We start from the raw sequence: 21161 nt of genomic DNA on the forward strand, positions 1-21161 counted from the left end.
GCTTGGCTATCATCAACCGGATCGCAGGATTTGCCGAGGACATGACGGCGTGGCGCAGGCATCTGCACCAGCGGCCCGAGCTTGGGTTCGACTGCTTTGAGACCGCCGCATTTGTGGTGGAGCGGTTGCGGGAGTTCGGCATCATGCAGATCGAGACCGGGATCGCCAGGACCGGCGTGGTGGCGGTGATCGAGGGGCAGGGGCCGGGGCCGACCATCGGTTTGAGGGCGGACATGGACGCGTTGCCGATTCATGAGACGACGGGCGTGCCCTATGCCTCGCAGACGCCTGGGGCAATGCACGCCTGCGGGCATGACGGGCATACGACGATGCTGTTGGGAGCTGCACGGTACCTAGTAGAGACGCGCAATTTCAAAGGCCGGGTCGCGCTGATCTTTCAGCCCAGCGAGGAAGCGGGTCCGGGCGGCGGGCGGATCATGGTCGAGGAAGGGATCATGGAGCGGTTCGGGATCGAACAGGTCTATGCGCTGCACACCATGCCGGGCGATGCCGAAGGGCGGTTCTGCACGACGCCGGGGCCGATCATGGCGGCGGTGGACACGTTCCATATCGACATCACCGGGCAGGGTGGGCACGGCGCTTTTCCGCACGAGACGCGCGATCCGGTCGTTGCGGCGGCGGGCATGGTGCAGGCGATCCAGACCATCGTCAGCCGCAATCACCATGCCTTGCAGGACCTCGTCGTCTCGGTGACGCAGATCCACACCGGCAGCGCCGAGAATATCGTGCCCGAGACGGCCTATGTGAACGGCACGATCCGCACCTTCGCGCTGGAGGTGCAGCAGATGGTGCACACTCGGCTGACAGAGATCGTCGCGGGGCAGGCGGCCTCTTACGGGGTCGAGGCGGCGCTGCGGATCGAGACAGGCTATCCGGCGACGGTGAACCATGCCGACCAGACTGCCTTTGCCGCCGAGGTGGCGGGCGAGGTGTCTGGAGCCGACATGGTGCAGACCGACCGCCAGCGCGAGATGGGGGCGGAGGATTTCGCCTTCATGCTGAACGCGCGGCCCGGCGCTTACTTGTTTCTGGGACAGGGCGAGGGACCGGCGCTGCATCATCCCGGCTTTGACTTCAACGATGCCGTGGCGCCGGTGGGAGCATCGTTCTTTGCCCGGCTGGTGGAGCGGGCGCAACCGCTGAACGGATAACGAGGGAGGGCGCAAGGATGGCGCTTGAGGATGCGAAGAAACAGGTGGACCAGGCGTTCACGCGGGACGACTTGCGTGGGCTCACGTTCGAGAACGCCTTTGGCGGAGCGCCGTCCTTCTTGCGGCGGAAATACAGCAAGGATCTCAGCGGCGTGGACGTGGCCATCACCGGCATTCCGTTCGACCAGGCGGTGACCAATCGCACCGGTACGCGGCTGGGGCCGCGCGCGGTGCGCGAGGCGTCGAGCCTGCAGCCTTTCGATCCGCCGGTCTACTGGGACGGCTACAGCCCGCTGGAGGCGCTGGCGATCGTGGATTACGGCGATCTGGCATTCGATTATGCCAAGGTGTCGGAGTTTCCCGCCGCCCTGACCGACCATATCCGCGGCATCCTGAAGGGCGGGGCGGCCAGCATCGCGATTGGCGGGGATCACTATATTTCGTTCCCGATCCTGCGCGCCTATGCCGAGAAATACGGGGCGCTGTCCCTGCTGCATTTCGATGCGCATTCCGACACCTGGGCGGATGACGACATGGAGCGGATCGACCATGGCACCATGTTCTACAAGGCGGTCAAGGAAGGGCTGGTGGACCCTGCACGCTCGATCCAGGTGGGGATCCGCACGGTGAACGAGGATAACCTGGGCGTGCCGACCCTGACCGCGCGGGAGGTTCACGAGATGGGACCCGCCGCCGTGGCCGCGCGGATCAAGGACGTGCTGGGCGACGCGCCGACCTACATGACCTTCGATATCGACTGTCTGGACCCCGCCTTTGCGCCGGGGACGGGCACGCCGGTCTGGGGCGGGCTGGCCAGTTGGCAGGCCGCCGCCATCCTGCGCGATATCGCGGGGATCAACCTTGTGGGCGGGGACATGGTCGAGGTCTCGCCACCGTTCGACACGACCGGGGCCACGGCCATTGCGGGCGCGCATGTGGTGATGGAGATGCTGTGCCTCTGGGGCTGGACGCGGAAAGATATCGTCTCATCTACTCAATCTGAGCAAAAGAAACAGTGTCCGGAATGCGGTCACGTGTTCAGGGGCAATGGATGGGATGGTATCGACGCGCATTGGCGTTCCAAGCACGAAGAAATAATGTCTTACGAAGAGGCATGGCCTCTACTCAAAAGCGGAGCTTATTCGAAGTCGCGCTAGACCTCAGTTTAAATTTCAAAGTTGGACATGTGCGAGATCAAGACGGATACCTATGAAAACTCTAGCTATAATTGTTTCTGCCTTCATTCTGTTTGTCGGAGCCTTCGCCGCTTACGTGCGGTTGGCTCCATCCGATCCGGCGAAATGGCATGTCGTGCCTGATGGCTTGGGCACGGGAGACGGCCAAGGCCGCGCCGTGCGCGTGGTGCCGGATGAGGGGGAAACGCTGGAACGGCTGGACGCGATCATCCGCGACACACCGCGGACCACGGTGCTGGCAGGCTCGGTCGACGAGGGGATGATTACCTACATCACCCGTTCGGCGCTGTGGGGATTCCCCGACTACACTACGGTCGCGCGACAGGGCGGTCAGATCGTACTCTATGGTCGGCTGCGGTTCGGCAAGTCTGACATGGGTGTCAACGCCAAGCGGCTGGACGGATGGCTGGCGCGTCTATGAGCTGAGGCAGCCGTCGGACACCTTGCGCCACATCGGTACGTTCAGCGACATCTGGCATTGTGCCATGAAGCTGCGCCCGTCGACCTGCATGCAGACTGTTTCACCCATCTCGATCCGCGCGCCGGATTTGTCGGTGCAGTAGCATTCGACGGTTTTGCCCTGTGCCGTGGCCAGCACCGGAGTGAACGCGAAAAGAAGGATAAAAATCCGTTTCATGATACGATGCTAGCACGCTTTGCCGACTTGACCAAGCGCCACGAATAGGCAACACCGCGCGGATGGTGCCATTGGACAAACTTCGCGAGATCACGCAGCGGTTCGAGTATATCGAGGCGCAGATGTCGGCTGGGTCGGGCGATATCGCGCAGCTCGGCCGGGAATACGCGGAGCTGCGCCCGGTGGTCGAGGAGATCCGCGCCTATAATGCGGTGCTGGACGGGATCGAGAGCGCCCGAGCCATGCTGGACGACCCCGAGATGAAGGAGCTGGCCGCCGAGGAACTGGACGCGCTGGAAGAGCAACGCCCGGCGCTGGAGGAGCGGTTGCAACTGGCGCTTCTGCCGCGTGACAAGGCCGATGCGCGTCCTGCAATCATCGAGATCCGGCCCGGCACGGGCGGCGAGGAGGCGGCGCTGTTTGCTGGTGACCTCTTGCGCATGTACCAGCGCTATGCCGAGGCGCGGGGCTGGAAGCTCGAGATCATCGAGTTCAACGAAACCGAGCTGGGCGGGGTGAAGGAGGTCGTGGCCAATATCAAGGGCGAGGGCGTCTTTGCGCGGATGAAGTTCGAATCCGGCGTGCACCGGGTGCAGCGCGTGCCGGAAACGGAATCGGGCGGGCGGATCCATACCTCTGCCGCGACGGTGGCCGTGCTGCCCGAGGCCGAGGACGTGGATATACAGATCGACGCCAACGACCTGCGGATCGACACGATGCGCAGCTCCGGCGCGGGCGGCCAGCACGTGAACACCACCGATTCCGCCGTGCGGATCACGCATATTCCCACCGGCATCGTCGTCACCAGTTCCGAGAAATCGCAGCACCGCAACCGCGAGATCGCGATGCAGGTTCTGAAGACGCGCCTTTTCGACATGGAACGCCAGAAGATGCATGACGAGCGCTCGGCCAGCCGTGCGGCGCAGGTGGGCTCGGGCGACAGATCCGAGCGCATCCGGACGTACAATTTTCCGCAGGGACGCATGACCGATCACCGGATCAACCTGACGCTCTACAAGCTGGACCAGGTGATGCAGGGCGACCTCGACGAGGTGATCGATGCGCTGACCGCCGATGCCCAGGCGGCCCTTCTGGCGGAGATGGAAGGGTGAGCCAGACGGTTGCCGACCTCGTGCGCCACGCCGGGGTCGTGCTGAAGGCCGCGGGCATCCAGGACGCGCCGCGCGAGGCGCGCAGCCTTGTGGCCCTTGCCCTGGAAACACAGGCCGACCGGATCAGCGTGATGGCACGGGACGCAGCGCCGGCTGCTGCCATGGCGCGCCTGGAAGCCTTGCTTGAGCGCCGCAGCGTTGCGCGTGTTCCGCTGACCCACCTGACCGGGTGGCGCGACTTCTATCGTCACCGTTTCGAGGTCAGCAGTGCGGTTCTGGACCCGCGTTCCGATACGGAAACGCTGGTCGAGGCCGCTTTGGAGCAGCCATTCGAACACGTGCTGGACCTCGGGACGGGATCGGGATGTATCTTGCTGTCGCTCTTGGCGGCCCGGCCCGGCGCGGCGGGGGTGGGCACGGATATTTCGCCCGAAGCCCTTGCCGTGGCCGACCGCAATGCCCGCAGGCTGAACCTGGCCGACCGCGTCATGCTCTTGCGCTCGGACTGGTACGAGGCGGTCGAAGGCCGGTTCGATCTCATCGTGTCCAATCCGCCCTATATCGCGGTCGACGAAATGACGGGGCTTGCGCCCGAGCTGTCGCACGAGCCGCGGATCGCGCTGACCGATGAAAGCGACGGCCTTGAGGCTTACCGAAGACTTGTGCCCGGTGCCCCTGCGCATCTGCGCCCGGACGGGCGCCTGTTGGTGGAAATCGGCCACACGCAAGCGGCGGATGTGACCCGGCTGTTCGAAACTGCGGGCTTTCGCGAGGTCGCGGTGATGCGCGATTTAGAGGGGCGCGACCGCGTCGTCAGCGGCAAAATGCCGGCTGGACCCCCCTGAATCGGGCTGTTTTGCATGGTTTTTGCCGAAATTTCGACCTAAGCCCTTGTGAAAACCGTCGCGGCATGTTTACTGGACGTATCACAACGCCGTGGGTCCTTGCGACACCCGTATGTGAATTCAAGCCAGCACATTGATCCGGTCTTCACAGACGCAAGGGGCGTCACCCGGAACAAACAGCGCTTCAAGCAATAGGGCTGACAACCACTTATGAGATCATCGAAGTCACGTTCGCGGAACAAGTCCAACCGCAACCGTTCGCCCCTGGGCAATGTCGTCAACCGCGTGTTCGACAGTTCCGGCCCAGAGGGAAAGGTGCGCGGCACGCCGCAGCAAATCATCGACAAGTACAACCAGCTTGCCCGCGACACGCAATTGGCGGGCGACCGGGTTCTGACCGAAAATTTCCAGCAACACGCCGAACATTACCTGCGGCTTCTGGGATCGGCCCAGAAGGAGCAGGATCAGAAGCGCGAAGAGCAGGAGCGCCAGAACCGGGAGCGTCAGGCCGAACGCGACCGCGAACGCGCACAGCGCCAGGAGCGCGAGTCGAACGGCGAGAGCGATACCGGCAACGACGCGTCGACGGATTCGTTGCAAAGCGACTCCTTCGGCGACAGCGGTCTGGTCGAAACCCCGGAAAGCCAGTCGGACGACAAACCGCAGAAACCCAAGCGCGCCCGCAAGCCTCGCAAGAAGCCGGAAAGCGGCAACGAAGGTGGCGGCAACGAAGGTGGTGGCGGCGAGCAGGGCGATAAGGGTGGTTCCGAGCCGTCTGCCGCGGCAGAGTAGCCCCCGGGCAGCCTTGGGGCCGCGTGCCCGTTGCCCGGACCGCGTTCGCGATCCGGGACGTTCCGTGGTTCAGTCGTCAAACGTGCGCGCAAGGGCGCAGAACTGTTCCAGGCCGACGGTTTCGGCCCGGTCGGTGGGCTGGATTCCAGAGGCGATCAGCCGATCCTCGATATCGGGTGCAAGACCTTTCAGCGCCGCCCGCATCATCTTGCGCCGCTGGTTGAAGGCGCGGGCGACGACACGTTCCAGCACCTTGGGGGCGGCCTCGAATCGCGGGGTTTGCCGCGCCTTGATGTGGACGACTGCGCTGGACACTTTCGGTGGCGGAGTGAACGCCCCTGGCGGCAGTTGCAGCACGATCTGCGGGTCGCTGCGCCACTGAGCCAGCACGGCCAGCCGACCATAGGCCTTGGATCCGGGTTGCGCGACGATACGCTCGGCCACCTCGCGCTGGAACATGAGTGTCAGGCTGTCCCAGAAAGGCGGCCACGTGGCTGGCGTCAGCCACCGCACCAAAAGCTCGGTTCCCACGTTATAGGGCAGATTGGCCGCGATCTTGATGGGCGGCGTCAAAAGAGCGGCCGCGTCGATCTCCAACGCGTCGCCGTTGATGATGTCGAGCCGCCCGGGATAGGCGGCGGCAATATCCTTCAACGCGGGGATGCAGCGCACATCCTTCTCGACCGCCAGAACGCGGCGCGCGCCCTCGGCCAGCAATCCGCGGGTCAGCCCGCCCGGGCCCGGGCCGATTTCCAGGACATCGGCGGTGCCGATATCACCGGCCATACGCGCGATCTTGGCTGTCAGGTTGAGATCCAGAAGAAAATTCTGCCCCAACGACTTGCGCGCGGTCAGGCCGTGCGTGGCGATGACCTCGCGCAGGGGGGGCAGCGAGTCGATCGCGCTCATGCGCGGGCGGCGCCCATGCGGGCGGCCAGGCGGACCGCTTCGATCATCGAGGTCGGATTGGCCATCCCCATTCCGGCGATATCCAGTGCCGTTCCGTGATCGGGCGAGGTGCGCACGAAGGGCAGACCCAGCGTGACGTTGACGCCGCGGTCGAAATCCAGCGTCTTGATCGGGATGAGCGCCTGGTCGTGATACATGCAGATCGCCGCGTCATAGCCGGTTCGGGCGCCGGCGTGAAACATGGTGTCGGCGCTGAGCGGGCCGCGCAGGTCCATGCCTTCGCCCCGCAGCTTGTCCAGAACGGGCGCGATGATCTCTATGTCTTCGCGCCCCATCTTGCCGCCTTCGCCTGCATGGGGATTGAGCCCCGCAACCGCGATGCGCGGAACCACGATTCCGAAGTCGCGGATCAGACCGGCATGGGTTATGCGGATCGTCTGTTCGAGGCTGTCCGGCGTCAACGCGGCGGGCACCTGAGACAGCGGCATGTGAATGGTGGCGGGCACGACTCGCAATTGGTCGCTGGCCAGCATCATCACGACATGCTTTGCACCTGCAAGGTCCGCCAGGAACTCTGTATGTCCCGGAAAGGCGAACCCCGCACCGTCCTGAAGCGCTTTCTTGTGGATCGGCGCGGTGCAAAGCGCGCTGACGGCGCCGCGCCGCAGCAGGGTGACCGCCGTCGATATCATCTCGATGACCGAGCGGGCATGGTCGGGGTTTGGCTGCCCATGCGTCAAAGGCCCCTCGAAGCGATGCGCGAGCACCGGCAGGGCGCTTGTCGCACATCGAGGCGCGTCCTCCGGGGCGTAGATCCGGGTAACCGGCACATCATTTGGCAAGTGGTCCGGGTCACCCAGGTAGAGGACCGGCACCTCCTCTTTCAGCGCGTGCCAGGCACGGGCCGCGATTTCAGGCCCGATGCCCGCGGGTTCGCCACAGCTTATGGCGACAGGCAGCGCGGCGGACCTTGCGGTCATTCCAGTTCGACGATCCGCGCTTCGGCCCGCAATTCCTCGAGATAGGCACTGGCGTAGCTGTCCAGACGGCGGCTTTGGATGAAATTGGTGAGCTGCTCGACGCCGGGCGCCTCGCCGTCGGTCTTGGGTGTTCGGCTGCACAACATCAGCAGGACCAGCGTCTGACCGCCCGACCGGGTCACCGCGGTCGATATTTCGCCCGGATCCAGCTTTGTCAGCGCCAGACGGATGTCGTCCGGGATTTCGCTTGGTGCCTTGCTGCCGCGTTCCAGCACCTGCTCGGGTTGTCCATGGGCGATGCCGTAGAGGTCATCACAGGTGTCGGTATCGGCGTCGATCCGGGCGGCGCGGGCCAGGGCCTGCTCCGTGCGGCCACCGTCGATGTAATAGGCGGCATACTCGATTTCCTCGTACTCGCGCGCGGGCTGGTCGGTTTCCTCGATGTCGCGCAGCTGAAAAAGCGCGATGGCCCCCTGCAGCGGCAAGGGGTCGCTGACCTCGCCCGGGGCAAGGCCCAGCACGACCGGACGCAGACCTTCGGGCAGATCGTTGATCGCGACCCACTCCATGCGGCCGCCACGGCCGGCGCTCTCAGTGGCCGAGTAACGGCGCGCGGCGGCGGCGAATTCCGCCTCGGTGGTGTACTGGCTGATCTGGTTGGCGCGGTCCTGGATCGCTTGCGGGTCGCCGTTGCCCAGCGGCATGATGATCTCTGACAAAAGCACGCGCACGCTGGTCTGGTTACCGATCGACAGCCGGGCGCGGGCGATGTCCTCTTCGTCGACGTTGATCTGAGGTGCGAACCGCGCGCGTGAGAACTCGCGCCATGTCATCCCGGCTCGGACGAAGTCGCGAAAGCTCGATTCGTCCACGCCCGCCTGTCCCAAGGATGTGATCATCTCTTCCGCGCTCAGGTTGGCGCGGCTGGCGAATTCTTCCATCCCGGCCATCAACTGTTCATCCTCCAGGACGAAACCGGCGTTGGTGGCGGCGTCCAGCTTCAGGCGGTCCTCTATCAGCTGCTCGCGGGCCAGTTTCTGCGGGTTGCCCGGGGCGCGGAACAGCTGAAGCATCCGCGCCCGCTGGGCGACCTCGTAGCGGGTGATGGCCAGGTCGTTGACCTTGATCACGGCCTCGAAGGGGTTTTGCTGCGCCTGCGCCGCGCCGGAAAATGTGCCGGCCGCAATTGCGAACAGCACGAGAAGCGCGGAGTAAATAAAGGAAGGTCTTGGCATCATTGCTCGCATGTCCGGACGTAACTCTTGTCTCTTGTCTTGGTGGTGAAGCCACGAAGCCCCACCGTGAAACTGATATCGGTCGATGGCACGAGGATAGTGGAAGAGGTGAACCGACGCGAGGCCGAAAGCGAGATATCCACGCACTCGTTGGTGTATGTGACCCCGATCCCGGCGCGGACGGATTCGTCGCTGGCCACGTCGTAACGCCAGTCGGCGCTGCCGGTCCAGTGCCGGGACAGTCGGTAGGAGGCGTCGAACGCCCATTCGGAGATATTGTTCGGTCGGGCCTCGGCCACGTCATTGCGCAGCCAGATATAGGTGCCGCCCACCTGGGCGCGGTCGTTGCGCCAGCTTGCCCGCGCCTCGGCCTTGGTCGTGACGAAATCGTCGTCGAAAAGACCGCGCGCTGTGATGGCCAGGCCGTCGTCGGTCTTGAATTGTCCCGCGATCAGAAGGTCCGAATAGCGGTCCTGCAAGCCCGAGGAATTGGTAAAGGCAAACCCGCCGGCAGGATCGAGTTGCACCTCGTCGCGGACGACCTGTCCGACGGCGAACGTGCTTTGCCAGCCCTTGTTCCCATAGCGGGTCCAGCTTAGCCCGTAGGCGGAGCTGAAGCCGCGTTCGCGCCGGTCCGGCGCGGTAAAGCGGGATGTGGCGAACAGGTTGCCTTCGTCGAATTCGATCCGCGTGCTTTCGTCATTGGGCACAAAGGAGTTGCTGCCCCCGACCCAGGCCAGCTGCATCACCGGTTCAACGACGTGCGTGGCACCGTTCGAGGTGGTTTTCACAAGCGGCCAGCGCAGCTCGACCGAGGCGGAGGGCGTGACTTCGACCGCGTCCGACTGGCTGGTGAGACCGGCCTGTCTAATGTGGAAACTGTCGACTGCCAAGCCCACCTGCGCCGAGGCCAGCACGCCGGGGCCAAGGGTCCAGCTTCGGTGCCAGTCCGCGCTGAGGGTAAAGCGGCCCACGTCGCGCCCATCGGCGAAGGGATCGAAATCGGGCCCGTCGATCGCAAGGTCGGACGAGCGATAATGCGCGTGGCTGAGAAAGCCGAGGCGAATCTCTCCGCCCGGCGCATAGGCCAGCTGGATGCGCTTTTCGTACTCCCCGTTCGACACGATTGTGGGCAGGGTCGAATTGCTCTCGCCGGCGCGCAGCGACCGAAACCCTGTCAGTGCCACGCGGATGTATTCGTCGCGCCGGGCGCGCTCGACCGAGATCTCGCTGTCCAGCCGGTCCTTGCCGGAATACCCGTAATCCAGCAGGTAGGTGTCGTCATTCACGGCTTCGATGTCGAAGCGCAGGGTGAAATCGCGCGGAAGGGCAAAGGTACCCTCGGCGAAAACGTAGGATTTGAAGCTGCGCCCACCGATATCATCGTCGCTGAGCGCGCCTTCGACCTCGACCAGGCCGTTGCGGAAGGCTTGCCTGTAGCGCAGTTCCAGTGTGCGGGTTTCGGTCGAGATATACGGCGTGACGGTCAGGTCCTTGTGATCGCCGATGCGGATGAAATACGGCACCCGCGCCCCGAAGCCCAGAAGCGACGAGTTGTTTAGCGTCGGCACCAGAAATCCGGTGGCGCGTTCAAGCGTCGGATCGGGCAGGCGCAGGCGGGGCAGGTAGAAGACCGGCGTGCCCAGCACTTGGAACTGGGCACCGTCAAAGTAAAGCTGCCTTTCCTGCTGGTCGTGAACGACCCGGCGCGCGCGCAGTTGCCAGAGCGGTGGACTTTGCGAGTTGCAGACCCGGCACGAGGTGACGGCGGCCTTGTAAAGCTGGTTGTAGCGGCCGTTAACCCGCGCCAGCTCGTTGGCGGCCAGTTGAATCTGGTCGTCCATCACGATCCGGGCTCCGGTCATCAGGCCATTGCGCATCTCGCGGTCCAGTTCCGCACTGTCGGCCAGAACGAACATGGTGCCGTCGGCTTCTTCCAGCGAGATCGGTCCGCTGACACTCAAGGTCTCGGTTGTCCGGTCATAGACGATCCGTGATGCCTTGAGCCTGCGACCGTCGTAGAGCGCCTCGACATTGCCGGTGGCCACCAGTTGCTCGTTTCCGTTGAGGAACACGTCATCGGCCACCAGCACCGCCGGTTGCGCCGATTCCCCGGACCCGGCCGGCAGCGCGCCGTCGACGCGGCCCTGCGCATCGGCGCCGGCGCCATAGCCGAGGGCAAGTGCAGTCAGCACCGCGCATATGGCCAGCCCGCGCCTCATCCATCCTCCAGGTGCAGCAGGATGCCAGCCGCCAGCATGAAGGACGCCACCGGCGGGGCCCAGGCCGCGAGGTAGACCGGGATCTGTCCGTTTTCTCCAAGGATCTGAGCAAAGTTGCGGATGTAATGCAGGGTAAAGCCCAGCATCACCGCGATCAGCACCGAGACGCCGGTGTTGCTGAGCCGCGCGTGCCGCATCGTGAAGGCGGCGGCGACCATGACGAGCGCCACAAGGAAGAGCGGGCGCGACAGTTCCATCTGGAACCACACGGCATATCTGCGGGCGGAGAATCCGGCCTCTTCCAGCTGATTGATGAACGCGGGAAGGTCCCACAGCGAGATGTATTCCGGCTTGCCGAAGCTGTCGATGATGCGGTCCTGCGTGAGGGCAGACGGAAGCTCGAGCTGCGCGATCTCCTCGGCAGACGCCTCGGGATTCCGGCCTGGCGAAAGATCCCAGATCTTGGCGTTCTTCAGGTCCCACTGGCCGGCCGCGAGGCTGGCCGTCTCGGCCACGATGCGCTGCTCGGGTTCGCCTTCGGGGGAAAAGTTGATGAATGTCGCGTCATAGAGCGTAGTGACGTCGGAACTGGCCCGGGCGGCGTGGATCACGGTCTGGCCCTCGGAACTGCCCTGGCGCAGCCACAGGCCCTCGGACGCGATGGCCAGAACGCTGGTGCCGCCGCCCATGTAGGTGTTCACCACGTCATTGTAGCGTTTCGACGCCGCCGCGACGAGCGGGTTGAGCATGGTGATCGACAAGACCCCGATCAGCGCCGCCACCGTGACGGGTGCGGCCAGGCTGCGCAGGGCCGAGCGGCCCGCGGCCCGCGTCACGACCAGTTCGGACGACCGCGCCAGCCGCAGAAAGAGGGCGACGGCGGACAGGATCACGACCAGCGGCAGGATTTCGTAATTGGCGTGCGGCACGTTGAGCAATACGACGCCAAGCACATCCACGAAGGGCAGGTCGGGAAAGTCCTGAAGCTCGTCCACGAGGTCGATCAAGGCCAGAAGGATCACGAAGACCGATGCGATGGCGACGAAGGTCCACAGGAACTTGCGGGCGAAATAATAGTGCAGGATCATGCCGCGCCCTCCGCCGGGCCCGAGGGGCCGCGGCGCGGCCCGAACGGCCAGAGCCGCCGCACGAAGCCGGGATGCGCCGCAAGGTAGAGCAGGATCACGGTCAGCCCCGCGCCGATGCCGGTCGGCAGGTAGATCAGGGGCCAGGCGGTTGCGCTCGCAAGGACCGCGCCCGACACGGCGCCCTCGACCATCTTGATCATCACCAGCAAGGTGAAGGCGCCCACGATCTGCCACCAGACGCCGAACCGGCTGTAGGTGCCCACCAGCAGCGTGGCAAACCCGATCAGGGCGGCGACGATGCACATCAGGGCCTGCGCAATGCGGCCATGCGCCTCGTAGAGAACCTCGGGCACCGTTCTGCCGGTGATCTCGGCCATCTCGGCCGAGCGGAAGAGCAGATCGCCGGTCAGCGCGAAGTCCACGCGGTTCAGGTTCGTGGGATCGCGCGAGATGAGCCTGCTGATGTCATAGGAAAAATCGTCGAAATGGGTCGTGAACAGGCGGTTGCCCTCGGCGCGCAGGTTCTGTGCCAGCCCCTCGACCATCACCAGTTTGGTACCGCCGCCTTCCTGAACGAGATAGGCCTGGGTGGAGGTGTAGGTTACCGGCGTCTGGGCGTTGCGCCGGTCCGACAGGAAGACATCGCGCAATTCGCCTTCGGGCGTGATGTCGCGGATATAGAAGGTAATGCCGGGGGCCGGGTGCAGGAACTCTCCCTCGGTCAGGAGCTTGGCGGTGATGTTCTGGCTGACCTCGGCCTGGCGCAGGCGCAACTGGCTCAGGCTCTTGGGGATCAGGTAGTGGCTGAGCACCGACATCATGAGCGCGATCAGGATCCCGTAGATCAGCACCGGGCGGATCAGGCGCCAGGGCGAATAGCCGGTGGCCTGCATCACCGTCATCTCGGACTCCGTGGTCATCCGGTTGGTGACATAGACCGCCCCGGCGAAGGTCGCGATGGGCAGGACCACGCCGATTACGCCGGGCAGGGTCAGGGCGGTGAACTCGAGGAAGATCCAGGCAGGCTGGCCGTCGCCGATCAGCCGGTCGAACATCCGCACCGCCTTGTTGATCCAGAAGATCGACACCAGCACAAGTGCGAAGAACCCGAACAGCACCATGAATTGCGACAGCATGTACCTGTCGAATCTGGTCACGCTTTCCCCCCGCGGTCTAGCAGCATTTCAGGGGAAGTTATGCGATTTGATTGCGGGGGAAAACCGATAAAGCGACGCGGGCCGGCGGTTTGCGGCCAGCACTGGCCTTCCACTTCGCGAGGCGCTAGGTCTGGTGACGAAAGACAGACAATTTCCGCGCAAGGAGCATCCCATGAGCACGCCCGTTTCCGTCACCTTCACCGACCTGGACCTCGACGCCATTGCCGCAGCGGAAGGCCGCGTCGCGGTGATCGTCACGCCCAGCGGCAAGATGGGCCCCGGTGCGCGGCGTGTGAACCGGCTGACCAAGGGGGCGGTCAAGCGCCTGCTGGAAAGCGAGGCGTGGGAAAAGACCAAACCCGGGCAAGTGGTGACCTTGGCCTGGCCCACGGGCCTGGCTGCCAAGGCGCTGGACGTGCTGTGCCTGGAGCGCGGGGCGGACCCGGTCGAGACGCGCAAGGCCGGCGCGGCCCTGGGCAAGTTGAAGGGCGAGGCGCCGCTTCTGGTGCTGGCGGGCACCGCGCGGCGGCTGGGCGAGCTGGCGCAGGGGATTACACTTCGGGCTTACTCGTTCGATGCGCGCAAGTCGAAGCAACCCGAGGAACCGGGCGCGGTGTCAATCATGGTCGGCAAGCCCGACGAGGCCACCGAGGCGGCGAAATCCGCCCTGGCGGTGGCCGAGGGCGTGTTGATGACACGCGACCTGGTGTCGGAACCGGCGAACCACCTGACCACCACCGAATTCGCCAAGCGGATCAAGGAGATGGAGAGCCTAGGGCTGAAGATCACCATCCTTGAAGAAGACGAGCTTGAAAAGCAGGGGATGGGGCTGCTGCTGGCCGTGGGGCAGGGGTCGGCTTCGCCCACGAAGGTTGCAGTGATGGAATGGTCTGGCGGCCGCGACGGCGATGCGCCGCTGGCGCTGGTCGGCAAGGGCGTGGTTTTCGACACCGGGGGCATTTCGCTGAAGGTGCCCACGGGCATGGAGGACATGACCATGGACATGGGCGGCGCAGGCGTGGTCGTCGGCACGATGCGCGCCCTCGCGCTGCGCCAGGCCAAGGCCAACGTCGTGGGCCTTGTCGGGCTGGTCGAGAACATGCCCTCGGGCGAGGCCTATCGCCCCGGTGACGTCTTTACCTCGATGAAGGGCGACACGGTCGAGATCATCAACACTGACGCCGAAGGCCGCCTGCTGTTGGCCGATGTGCTGTGGTACGCGCAGAAGACTTACAAGCCTGCCGCGATCATCGACCTTGCCACCTTGACCGGTGCGATGATCATCGCGCTGGGGCATGAAAATGCGGGCGTCTTTTCCAACGACGACAATTTCTGCGACAAGTTCCTGCGCGCCGCCAAGAACGAGGGCGAGGGTGCCTGGCGCCTGCCGCTGGGCGAGGCCTATGACAAGCAGCTCAAGTCCGACATCGCCGATATGAAGAACGTGGGCGGACGGCCCGCCGGCTCGATCACCGCGGCGCAGTTCCTGCAACGTTTTGTCGAGGAAGGGACGCCCTGGATCCACCTTGATATCGCGGGCGTGGCGCGGGTGACCAAGGACACGGATTTCGCCCCCAAGGGCTCGACCGGCTGGGGCGTCATGAGCCTCGACCGGCTTGTGGCCGATCAATACGAAGGGGAGTGATGGGCGCGGTTTATTTCTATCACCTGACCCGCCGTCCGCTGGAGGCGACGCTGCCGATGCTGCTGGACAAGGCGCGCGGCGCGGGCTGGCGCGTACTGGTGCGCGGCACGCAGGAGGCGCGGCTGGACTGGCTGGACGAAAAACTGTGGCTGGGGCCCGAGGAGGGCTTTCTTCCGCACGGGCGCGCGGGCGGGCCGCATGATACCCGCCAGCCGATCCTGCTGAGCACCGGCGCGGTGACCAACGGCGCCGTCTGCATCATGAGCGTCGACGGCGCCGAGGTGTCACCCGACGAGGTGCAGGCGCTGGAACGGACCTGCATCCTGTTCGACGGCAACGACGACCAGGCTCTGAACCACGCCCGTGGCCAGTGGAAGACCCTGACTGGCGCGAGTTGTTCTGCGCAATACTGGTCCGAGGAGTCGGGCCGGTGGGAGAAGAAAGCCGAGGCGTGAGGGACGCGCTTCCGTCTAGCGGGTCAGGATCATCTTTCCGTCGGAAATCTGCACATTCGAGAACCGCTCGAGATAGCTCATGCCCAAAAGCGATCGGTCCAGTTCGCCGCCATTGACCGAAGCCGCGATGCCGCGGTCCTCCAGCGGGCCGATCTTCAGGCTGTCCAGGCGCACCGGCGCGCTGCTGACCGTGCCGTTGGCGGTGCCGGCCCGCCCGATGAAAGCGAGGTCGTCCGTGTTCAGGCCGGCGCTCTCGGCATCGGCCCGGGTCAGCACGATCAGCGTCGCGCCGGTGTCCACCACGAAGTCCACGGGGGCCCCGTTTACCTGTGCGGTCACGTAGTAATGCCCGTCCAAGGCCCGGCGCAGTTCGATCTGGTCTTCGCCCAAGCTCGTGTAGGATGCGGGGCGTGCGGTATTGCGGATATCGCCCCAGAGCCCGACGGCGGCGATGGCGCCCACGAAGATCAGACCCCAGACCACGACATATTGCATGTTCTTGCCCAGCGAGGTGCGGTTCTGCGCAAAAAACCACGCGACGACTGCTGCGCCGAGCAGCGCGAGGTAGATCAGTCGGGCGGTGTCATCTCCGGTCATGGCGCAAGATATAAACAGCGGCGCGTCAGCCCGCCAGCCCAAACCCCTTCAATCCGTCCAGCACGAACTGAACCGCCAGCGCGGCCAGCAGCATCCCCAGAAGGCGGGTGATGACGTTGATGCCGGTCCGCCCCAGGGCGCGTTCCAGCAGGCCGGCGGTCAGGAACAGCAGGAACACGAGCGTCACCACGCTCAGCATCACGCCGATGACCCAGGCGAGTCCCTCGATCCCGGGTTGCTGTCCGGCCAGCAGGATCACGGTGGTGATCGCGCCCGGACCGCCGATCAGCGGAATGGCCAGCGGGTAGATCGAGGGGTCGTCGCGGTCGTCTTCCTCGTCGGCCTGGTCCTTGCGCCGCTTGGTGCGCCGTTCGAACAACATGTCGAGCGCGGTCAGAAACAACAGAAGCCCGCCCGCGATCCGGAAGGCGGGCATCGAAATGCCGACGAAGTCCAGCACGGATTCGCCGAAGCTGGCGAACACGATCAGGATAAGCGCCCCGGCAACGCAGGCGCGCAAGGCGATGGCGCGGCGGCGCGCCGGGCTGTCGCCTTGGGTCAGCGCCACGAAAAGCGGTGTCATCCCGATCGGGTCGATGATGACGAAGAGCGCCACCCAGGCGGTGATGAGGAAACTGGGGTCCATACGCGTGGTTTGCGATGCGATGCGCAGCTTGTAAACCGCTTGTGACTAGTTTTCCGCCGCGTCCAGCCGTTCCAGTGCAGCCAGCCACAGCGCCTCGGCCCGGTCGAGTCCCTCCATCACCTCGGCATACTTGCGCTGCCAGGCTTCCATGTCGTTCGCCTTGGCATTGCTGTAGATCGTGGGATCGGCCAACTTGGCCGCGATCTTGTCGCGCATCACGTTCAGCTTTTCCACGCGCTGTTCGCAGGACTTCACGTCATGCCGCAACTCCAGAACGGTGTCGCGAGGGGGGCGTTTTGGCTTCGGCGCAGGCTTTTCCACCGCCGCCGTTGCCGCTTCCTTTTTCGGGGGCTTCTGGTCCAGCAGGGCGGCGCGATAGGTTTGCAGGTCGCCCTCGTAGGGCTTTACCGTGCCGTCCTTGACCAGCCACAGCCGGTCGGCCACCAGTTCCAGCAGGTGCATGTCGTGGCTGACGAGGATGATCGCGCCGGTGTAGTCCGTCAGCGCCTCGACCAGCGCCTCGCGGCTCTCGATATCGAGATGGTTGGTCGGTTCGTCGAGGATCAGCATGTGCGGCGCGTCGATCGTGGCCAGCATCAGCGACAGCCGGGCCTTCTGCCCACCCGAGAGTTTCGCCACCAATGTGTCGGCCTGTTCCGCGCCGATCCCGAAGCCGCCCAGCCGCGCGCGCAGCTTGGCCTGGCCGTCGTCGGGATAGAGGCGGCGGATGTGATCGAGGGGGCTTTCGTCGAGATGCAACTCGTCCACCTGGTGCTGCGCGAAATAGCCCACGCGCAGTTTCGAGGCGGCGTGTTTCTTGCCGTCCAGAACCTCAAGTTTACCCGATAACAGCTTGGAAAGCGTGGACTTCCCTTCGCCGTTGCGCCCCAGAAGCGCGATCCGGTCGTCCTGGTCGATCCTCAGCGTCAGGCGCTGCAATACCGGCACGCCGTCGTAGCCCGTGGCGACACCGTCCAGCCTCAGGATAGGGGGCGACAGCTGGTCGGGCTCGGGGAAGGTAAAGCGGCGCAGCGCGGCCTCTTGCGGGCGCGAGATCGGCTTCATCTTCTCCAGCGCCTTGATGCGGGACTGGGCCTGTTTCGCCTTGTCCGCCTTGTAGCGGAAGCGGTCGACATAGGATTGCAGGTGCGCGCGGCGCGCCTCCTGTTTCTTCGCCTCGGCCTCGGCATTGGCCAGCCGCGCGGCGCGGGTTTCCGCAAAGGTGTCGTAGCCGCCCTGGTAGAGCGTCAGCTTGCGGTCTTCCAGATGCAGGATCGCCCCCACGGCGCGGTTCAAGAGTCCTCGGTCGTGGCTGATGACCAGAACGGTATGGGGATAGCGCGCGAGGTAGCTTTCCAGCCAGAGCGCGCCTTCGAGGTCGAGATAGTTCGTGGGCTCGTCGAGCAGCAGCAGATCGGGCGCGGTGAAAAGCACCGCAGCCAGCGCCACGCGCATCCGCCAGCCGCCCGAGAAGGCCGAGCAGGGCTGGGCCTGTTCTTCGTCGGTGAACCCCAGACCCTTGAGGATGGTCGCCGCACGGGCCTCGGCGCTCCAGGCGTCGATATCGGCCAGCCGCGTCTGAATTTCGGCGATCCGTGTGCCGTCCGTCGAGGTTTCGGCCTCGGTCATCAGCGCGCTGCGCTCGGTGTCGGCGGCCAGAACGGTGTCGATCAGCGACACCTCGTTGCCCGGCACCTCCTGGTCGACGCCACCGATGCGGGCGCGTTCGGGCAAGGAGATCGTGCCGGTGTCCAGCGGCAGTTCGCCCCGGATCATGCGGAAAAGCGTGGTCTTGCCGGTGCCGTTGCGGCCAACCAGACCCACCTTGTGGCCCGCGGGGATGACGGCCGATGCCCCCTCGATCAGGGGGCGGCCGGCGACCGAGAAACTTATGTCATCAAGACGCAACATGCGCACCGCATGACGTATCGCGCCCGCGCCGTCAATCGCAGCTTTTCAATCATGCACCCCCATGCTATCGGGGCGCCGAATGACGGCGCAGGCATGGGGTCTGCGCCACGACTGATACGAAAAGAGGCTACTATGGCTGTCGAACGCACGCTCAGCATCATCAAACCCGATGCCACCAAACGCAACCTGACCGGCAAGATCAATGCCAAGTTCGAGGATGCCGGCCTGCGCATCATCGCGCAGAAGCGGATTCACCTGTCCAAGGCGCAGGCCGGTGTGTTCTACGCCGTGCATTCCGAGCGTCCGTTCTACGACGAACTGTGCGAATTCATGGCGTCCGAGCCGGTCGTCGTGCAGGTGCTGGAAGGCGAAGGCGCGATTGCCAAGAACCGCGAAGTGATGGGCGCCACGAACCCCGCCGATGCGGCCCCGGGCACGATCCGCGCGGAATTCGCGGAGTCGGTCGGCGAGAATTCGGTTCACGGGTCCGACGCGCCGGAGACGGCAGCGGTGGAAATCGCTTATTTCTTTTCAGGTCTCGAACTGGTCGGCTGACCGCACCGAGACAGAAGAGCAAAGACGGCGTGATCTTCGGGTCGCGCCGTTTTTGTCTGCGCCGGGCGCTTCAGATCGCGGCGAAGTCGGTGAAGACCTGTCTCGAGATGACCACCTTGGCGTCCTTGCGCACGACGTTGCGCGGTGTCGGTGCGGGTTTCTGTGACTTCTGGGGGAGGTCGGGGGTCGTTGCCATGTGCCTGCTCCTTTTTTGGGTCAGACCGGCCGGACAGCGCCGACCGGCGCCTGGTTATCCGAACAGGGTTGCCGTCAACATGGACTTAAGTTGGGCCGAAATGTGGCGGGATTGCGGCATTCGCCGTGAAATTTGTATCGTAATCGCGTCCAAGACCGTGCAAGGGTAAGTTCCGAAACGAGAAAAAGTGCAGATACCATGGCCCCCGGAAAGCTGAATCAGGACCCGCACAAGGTTCGTGAGCATCAGGACATGAACCTGGAAACCGCCATCGGGCGGGCCGTGCGCGAGTTCCGCAAGACCCGTGGCATGACCGTGTCGGACCTGTCGGACGTCACGGGCCTGTCAGTCGGCATGCTGTCGAAGATCGAGAACGGCGTCACATCGTCGTCGCTGACCACGTTGCAGGCGCTGTCGACCGCGCTGAGCGTGCCGATCACGGCGTTCTTCCGCCGGTTCGAGGAGCGGCGCGAAGTGGTGCATGTCAAGGCGGGCGAGGCCGTCGAGATGGAGCGCGCCGGTACGCGGGCGGGGCATCAATACAACCTTCTGGGCCACATCGGCGCCAACAACAGCGGTGTCGTGGTGGAACCCTACCTGATCACGCTCAACGAGGAATCGGACGTCTTTCCCACCTTTCAGCACGACGGAATAGAGTTGCTCTATATTCTGGAGGGCGAGGTGGGGTATCGCCATGGTGACCAGCGATTTCACCTTCGGCCCGGCGACAGCCTGTTTTTCGATGCCGACGCGCCGCATGGCCCTGACGAATTGCTGAGCTTGCCGATCCGCTACCTGTCGGTAATCTCTTATCCGCAGGGCGAACGATAAATATTCCCCACAAGAATATTTAATTCACCCCATTGCGTCTTCTTTCCCGCCGTATTAGCGTCTCTGCAACATAGGAGACACCGATATGTGTGGAATCGTTGGACTGTTCCTGAAGGACAAGACGCTTGAGCCGCGCTTGGGCGAAATGCTGACCGACATGCTGATCACAATGTCCGACCGCGGGCCCGACAGTGCGGGCATCGCGGTTTACGGCACGGATCGCGACGGGCAGGCGAAGCTGACCCTGCAAGCCGCCGAGCCAAGCCAGTTCGAGGGCCTTGCCGAGGAGATCGGCAAAGAGGTGGGTACCAGCCTCAGCCAGCGGGTGATCGATACTCACGCGGTGCTGGACCTGCCGCAGGACAAGGTGTCGGCGGCGCGGCAGGCGATCAAGCGGCTGCGCCCGGATATTCGTGTGATGAGCGCGGGCGATATCATCGAGATCTACAAGGAAGTCGGCCTGCCGGGGGACGTGGCGAAACGCTTCGACATTCCCAAGCTCACCGGCAGCCATGGCATCGGGCATACCCGCATGGCCACCGAGAGCGCGGTTACCACGCTGGGGGCGCACCCGTTTTCCACGGGGTCCGACCAGTGCCTTGTCCATAACGGGTCGCTCAGCAATCACAACGCGCTGCGCCGGCAACTGGCGCGTGAAGGGATCGAGGTGGAGACGCAGAACGACACCGAGGTCGCCGCGGCCTACCTGACGTGGAAAATGCAGCAAGGTCATACACTTGGTGAAGCGCTGGAGGCGGGGCTGGCGGACCTGGACGGGTTTTATACCTTTGTGGTCGGCACCAAGGACGGGTTCGGCGTGCTGCGCGATCCCATTGCCTGCAAACCGGCCGTGATGGCCGAGACCGATCAATACGTGGCCTTCGGCAGCGAGTATCGCGCGCTGGTGAACCTGCCGGGGATCGAGGACGCCCGCGTGTGGGAGCCGGAGCCTGCCACCGTTTATTTCTGGAGCCATTGAG

The 21161-nt window shown here is 64.5% G+C and carries 21 protein-coding genes and 1 pseudogene; 11 read left to right on the forward strand and 11 right to left on the reverse strand.

Going from position 1 to position 21161, the window contains the following annotated elements; genetic code table 11:
• Positions 1-2: 2 nt before the first annotated feature.
• The 3 genes and pseudogenes from FIU89_RS08430 (at position 3) to FIU89_RS08440 (ending at position 2789) form a co-directional block, all read left to right on the forward strand.
• Positions 3-1172, forward strand: coding sequence for a M20 aminoacylase family protein (locus tag FIU89_RS08430; RefSeq protein WP_152492185.1), 1170 nt, complete (start codon positions 3-5; stop codon positions 1170-1172).
• A 17-nt stretch (positions 1173-1189) separates the two neighbouring features.
• Positions 1190-2140: pseudogene (speB, locus tag FIU89_RS08435) on the forward strand (agmatinase); the annotation flags it as partial.
• A gap of 343 nt (positions 2141-2483) precedes the next feature.
• A complete protein-coding gene (locus tag FIU89_RS08440) occupies positions 2484-2789 on the forward strand; it encodes a DUF1499 domain-containing protein (protein ID WP_368373299.1) in 306 nt (101 codons plus the stop codon).
• Here the strand turns inward: FIU89_RS08440 and FIU89_RS08445 are convergent.
• On the reverse strand, positions 2784-3005 hold the full coding sequence (locus tag FIU89_RS08445; RefSeq protein ID WP_152492188.1) for a hypothetical protein: 222 nt from the start codon (positions 3003-3005) through the stop codon (positions 2784-2786). The genes FIU89_RS08440 and FIU89_RS08445 overlap by 6 nt on opposite strands.
• Before the next feature lie 62 nt (positions 3006-3067).
• Between FIU89_RS08445 and prfA the strand changes: the two genes are divergently transcribed.
• From prfA to FIU89_RS08460, 3 genes are all read left to right on the forward strand, one after another.
• Positions 3068-4117 (forward strand): peptide chain release factor 1, encoded by a 1050-nt coding sequence (gene prfA / locus FIU89_RS08450; RefSeq protein ID WP_152492189.1) that lies wholly within the window; start codon positions 3068-3070, stop codon positions 4115-4117.
• Complete coding sequence (gene prmC / locus FIU89_RS08455) at positions 4114-4962, forward strand: peptide chain release factor N(5)-glutamine methyltransferase (RefSeq protein ID WP_152492190.1); 849 nt, start codon at positions 4114-4116, stop codon at positions 4960-4962. The genes prfA and prmC overlap by 4 nt, the downstream gene beginning before the upstream one ends.
• A gap of 210 nt (positions 4963-5172) precedes the next feature.
• On the forward strand, positions 5173-5754 hold the full coding sequence (locus FIU89_RS08460) for a DUF4167 domain-containing protein (RefSeq protein WP_152492191.1): 582 nt from the start codon (positions 5173-5175) through the stop codon (positions 5752-5754).
• A gap of 69 nt (positions 5755-5823) precedes the next feature.
• Here the strand turns inward: FIU89_RS08460 and rsmA are convergent, their stop codons facing one another.
• From rsmA to lptF, 6 genes are read right to left on the reverse strand one after another with little or no spacing between them, the layout of a single operon-like run.
• A complete protein-coding gene (gene rsmA, locus FIU89_RS08465; protein WP_152492192.1) occupies positions 5824-6663 on the reverse strand; it encodes a 16S rRNA (adenine(1518)-N(6)/adenine(1519)-N(6))-dimethyltransferase RsmA in 840 nt (279 codons plus the stop codon).
• Positions 6660-7643, reverse strand: a complete 984-nt coding sequence (gene pdxA / locus FIU89_RS08470) for a 4-hydroxythreonine-4-phosphate dehydrogenase PdxA (protein WP_152492193.1) — start codon at positions 7641-7643, stop codon at positions 6660-6662. The genes rsmA and pdxA overlap by 4 nt, the downstream gene beginning before the upstream one ends.
• Entirely contained in the window at positions 7640-8842 is a 1203-nt protein-coding gene (locus tag FIU89_RS08475; protein WP_254701828.1) for a peptidylprolyl isomerase, read from the reverse strand. The genes pdxA and FIU89_RS08475 overlap by 4 nt, the downstream gene beginning before the upstream one ends.
• A gap of 35 nt (positions 8843-8877) precedes the next feature.
• On the reverse strand, positions 8878-11100 hold the full coding sequence (lptD, locus tag FIU89_RS08480) for an LPS-assembly protein LptD (protein WP_152492195.1): 2223 nt from the start codon (positions 11098-11100) through the stop codon (positions 8878-8880).
• Entirely contained in the window at positions 11097-12188 is a 1092-nt protein-coding gene (gene lptG, locus FIU89_RS08485; RefSeq protein WP_152492196.1) for an LPS export ABC transporter permease LptG, read from the reverse strand. Before lptG ends, lptD begins: the two co-directional genes overlap by 4 nt.
• Positions 12185-13324 carry an LPS export ABC transporter permease LptF gene (gene lptF / locus FIU89_RS08490; protein WP_152494448.1) on the reverse strand — a complete coding sequence of 380 codons (1140 nt, stop codon included), beginning with the start codon at positions 13322-13324 and terminating at the stop codon, positions 12185-12187. The genes lptG and lptF overlap by 4 nt, the downstream gene beginning before the upstream one ends.
• Before the next feature lie 193 nt (positions 13325-13517).
• Between lptF and FIU89_RS08495 the strand changes: the two genes are divergently transcribed.
• The gene (locus FIU89_RS08495; protein ID WP_152492197.1) at positions 13518-14990 is read left to right on the forward strand and encodes a leucyl aminopeptidase; all 1473 of its coding nucleotides are present in this window, start codon (positions 13518-13520) and stop codon (positions 14988-14990) included.
• Positions 14990-15445: a DNA polymerase III subunit chi gene (locus FIU89_RS08500; protein WP_152492198.1), complete on the forward strand. Its 456-nt coding sequence runs from the start codon at positions 14990-14992 to the stop codon at positions 15443-15445. The genes FIU89_RS08495 and FIU89_RS08500 overlap by 1 nt, the downstream gene beginning before the upstream one ends.
• A 15-nt stretch (positions 15446-15460) precedes the next feature.
• Here FIU89_RS08500 and FIU89_RS08505 read toward each other — a convergent pair whose 3' ends face one another.
• From FIU89_RS08505 to FIU89_RS08515, 3 genes are read right to left on the reverse strand one after another with little or no spacing between them, the layout of a single operon-like run.
• Entirely contained in the window at positions 15461-16042 is a 582-nt protein-coding gene (locus tag FIU89_RS08505; RefSeq protein ID WP_152492199.1) for a TIGR02281 family clan AA aspartic protease, read from the reverse strand.
• Positions 16043-16067: 25 nt separating this feature from the next.
• Positions 16068-16688, reverse strand: a complete 621-nt coding sequence (locus FIU89_RS08510) for a MarC family protein (protein ID WP_152492200.1) — start codon at positions 16686-16688, stop codon at positions 16068-16070.
• A gap of 45 nt (positions 16689-16733) precedes the next feature.
• Positions 16734-18599, reverse strand: coding sequence for an ABC-F family ATP-binding cassette domain-containing protein (locus FIU89_RS08515; RefSeq protein ID WP_152492201.1), 1866 nt, complete (start codon positions 18597-18599; stop codon positions 16734-16736).
• 132 nt (positions 18600-18731) lie between these two features.
• On the opposite strand from FIU89_RS08515, the gene ndk reads away from it, so the two are divergent.
• Positions 18732-19154 (forward strand): nucleoside-diphosphate kinase, encoded by a 423-nt coding sequence (gene ndk, locus FIU89_RS08520; protein WP_057793921.1) that lies wholly within the window; start codon positions 18732-18734, stop codon positions 19152-19154.
• Positions 19155-19224: 70 nt separating this feature from the next.
• Here the strand turns inward: ndk and FIU89_RS22805 are convergent, their stop codons facing one another.
• Positions 19225-19350 (reverse strand): hypothetical protein, encoded by a 126-nt coding sequence (locus tag FIU89_RS22805; protein WP_302849012.1) that lies wholly within the window; start codon positions 19348-19350, stop codon positions 19225-19227.
• A 198-nt stretch (positions 19351-19548) separates the two neighbouring features.
• Here FIU89_RS22805 and FIU89_RS08525 point away from each other — a divergent pair, with 198 nt between their 5' ends.
• On the forward strand, positions 19549-20181 hold the full coding sequence (locus tag FIU89_RS08525) for an XRE family transcriptional regulator (protein WP_152492202.1): 633 nt from the start codon (positions 19549-19551) through the stop codon (positions 20179-20181).
• Positions 20182-20266: 85 nt separating this feature from the next.
• On the forward strand, positions 20267-21160 hold the full coding sequence (locus tag FIU89_RS08530; RefSeq protein WP_152492203.1) for a glutamine amidotransferase family protein: 894 nt from the start codon (positions 20267-20269) through the stop codon (positions 21158-21160).
• The last annotated feature ends 1 nt before the right edge of the window (position 21161 follow it).

Source organism: Roseovarius sp. THAF27, from assembly GCF_009363655.1.
Taxonomy (GTDB): Bacteria; Pseudomonadota; Alphaproteobacteria; order Rhodobacterales; family Rhodobacteraceae; genus Roseovarius.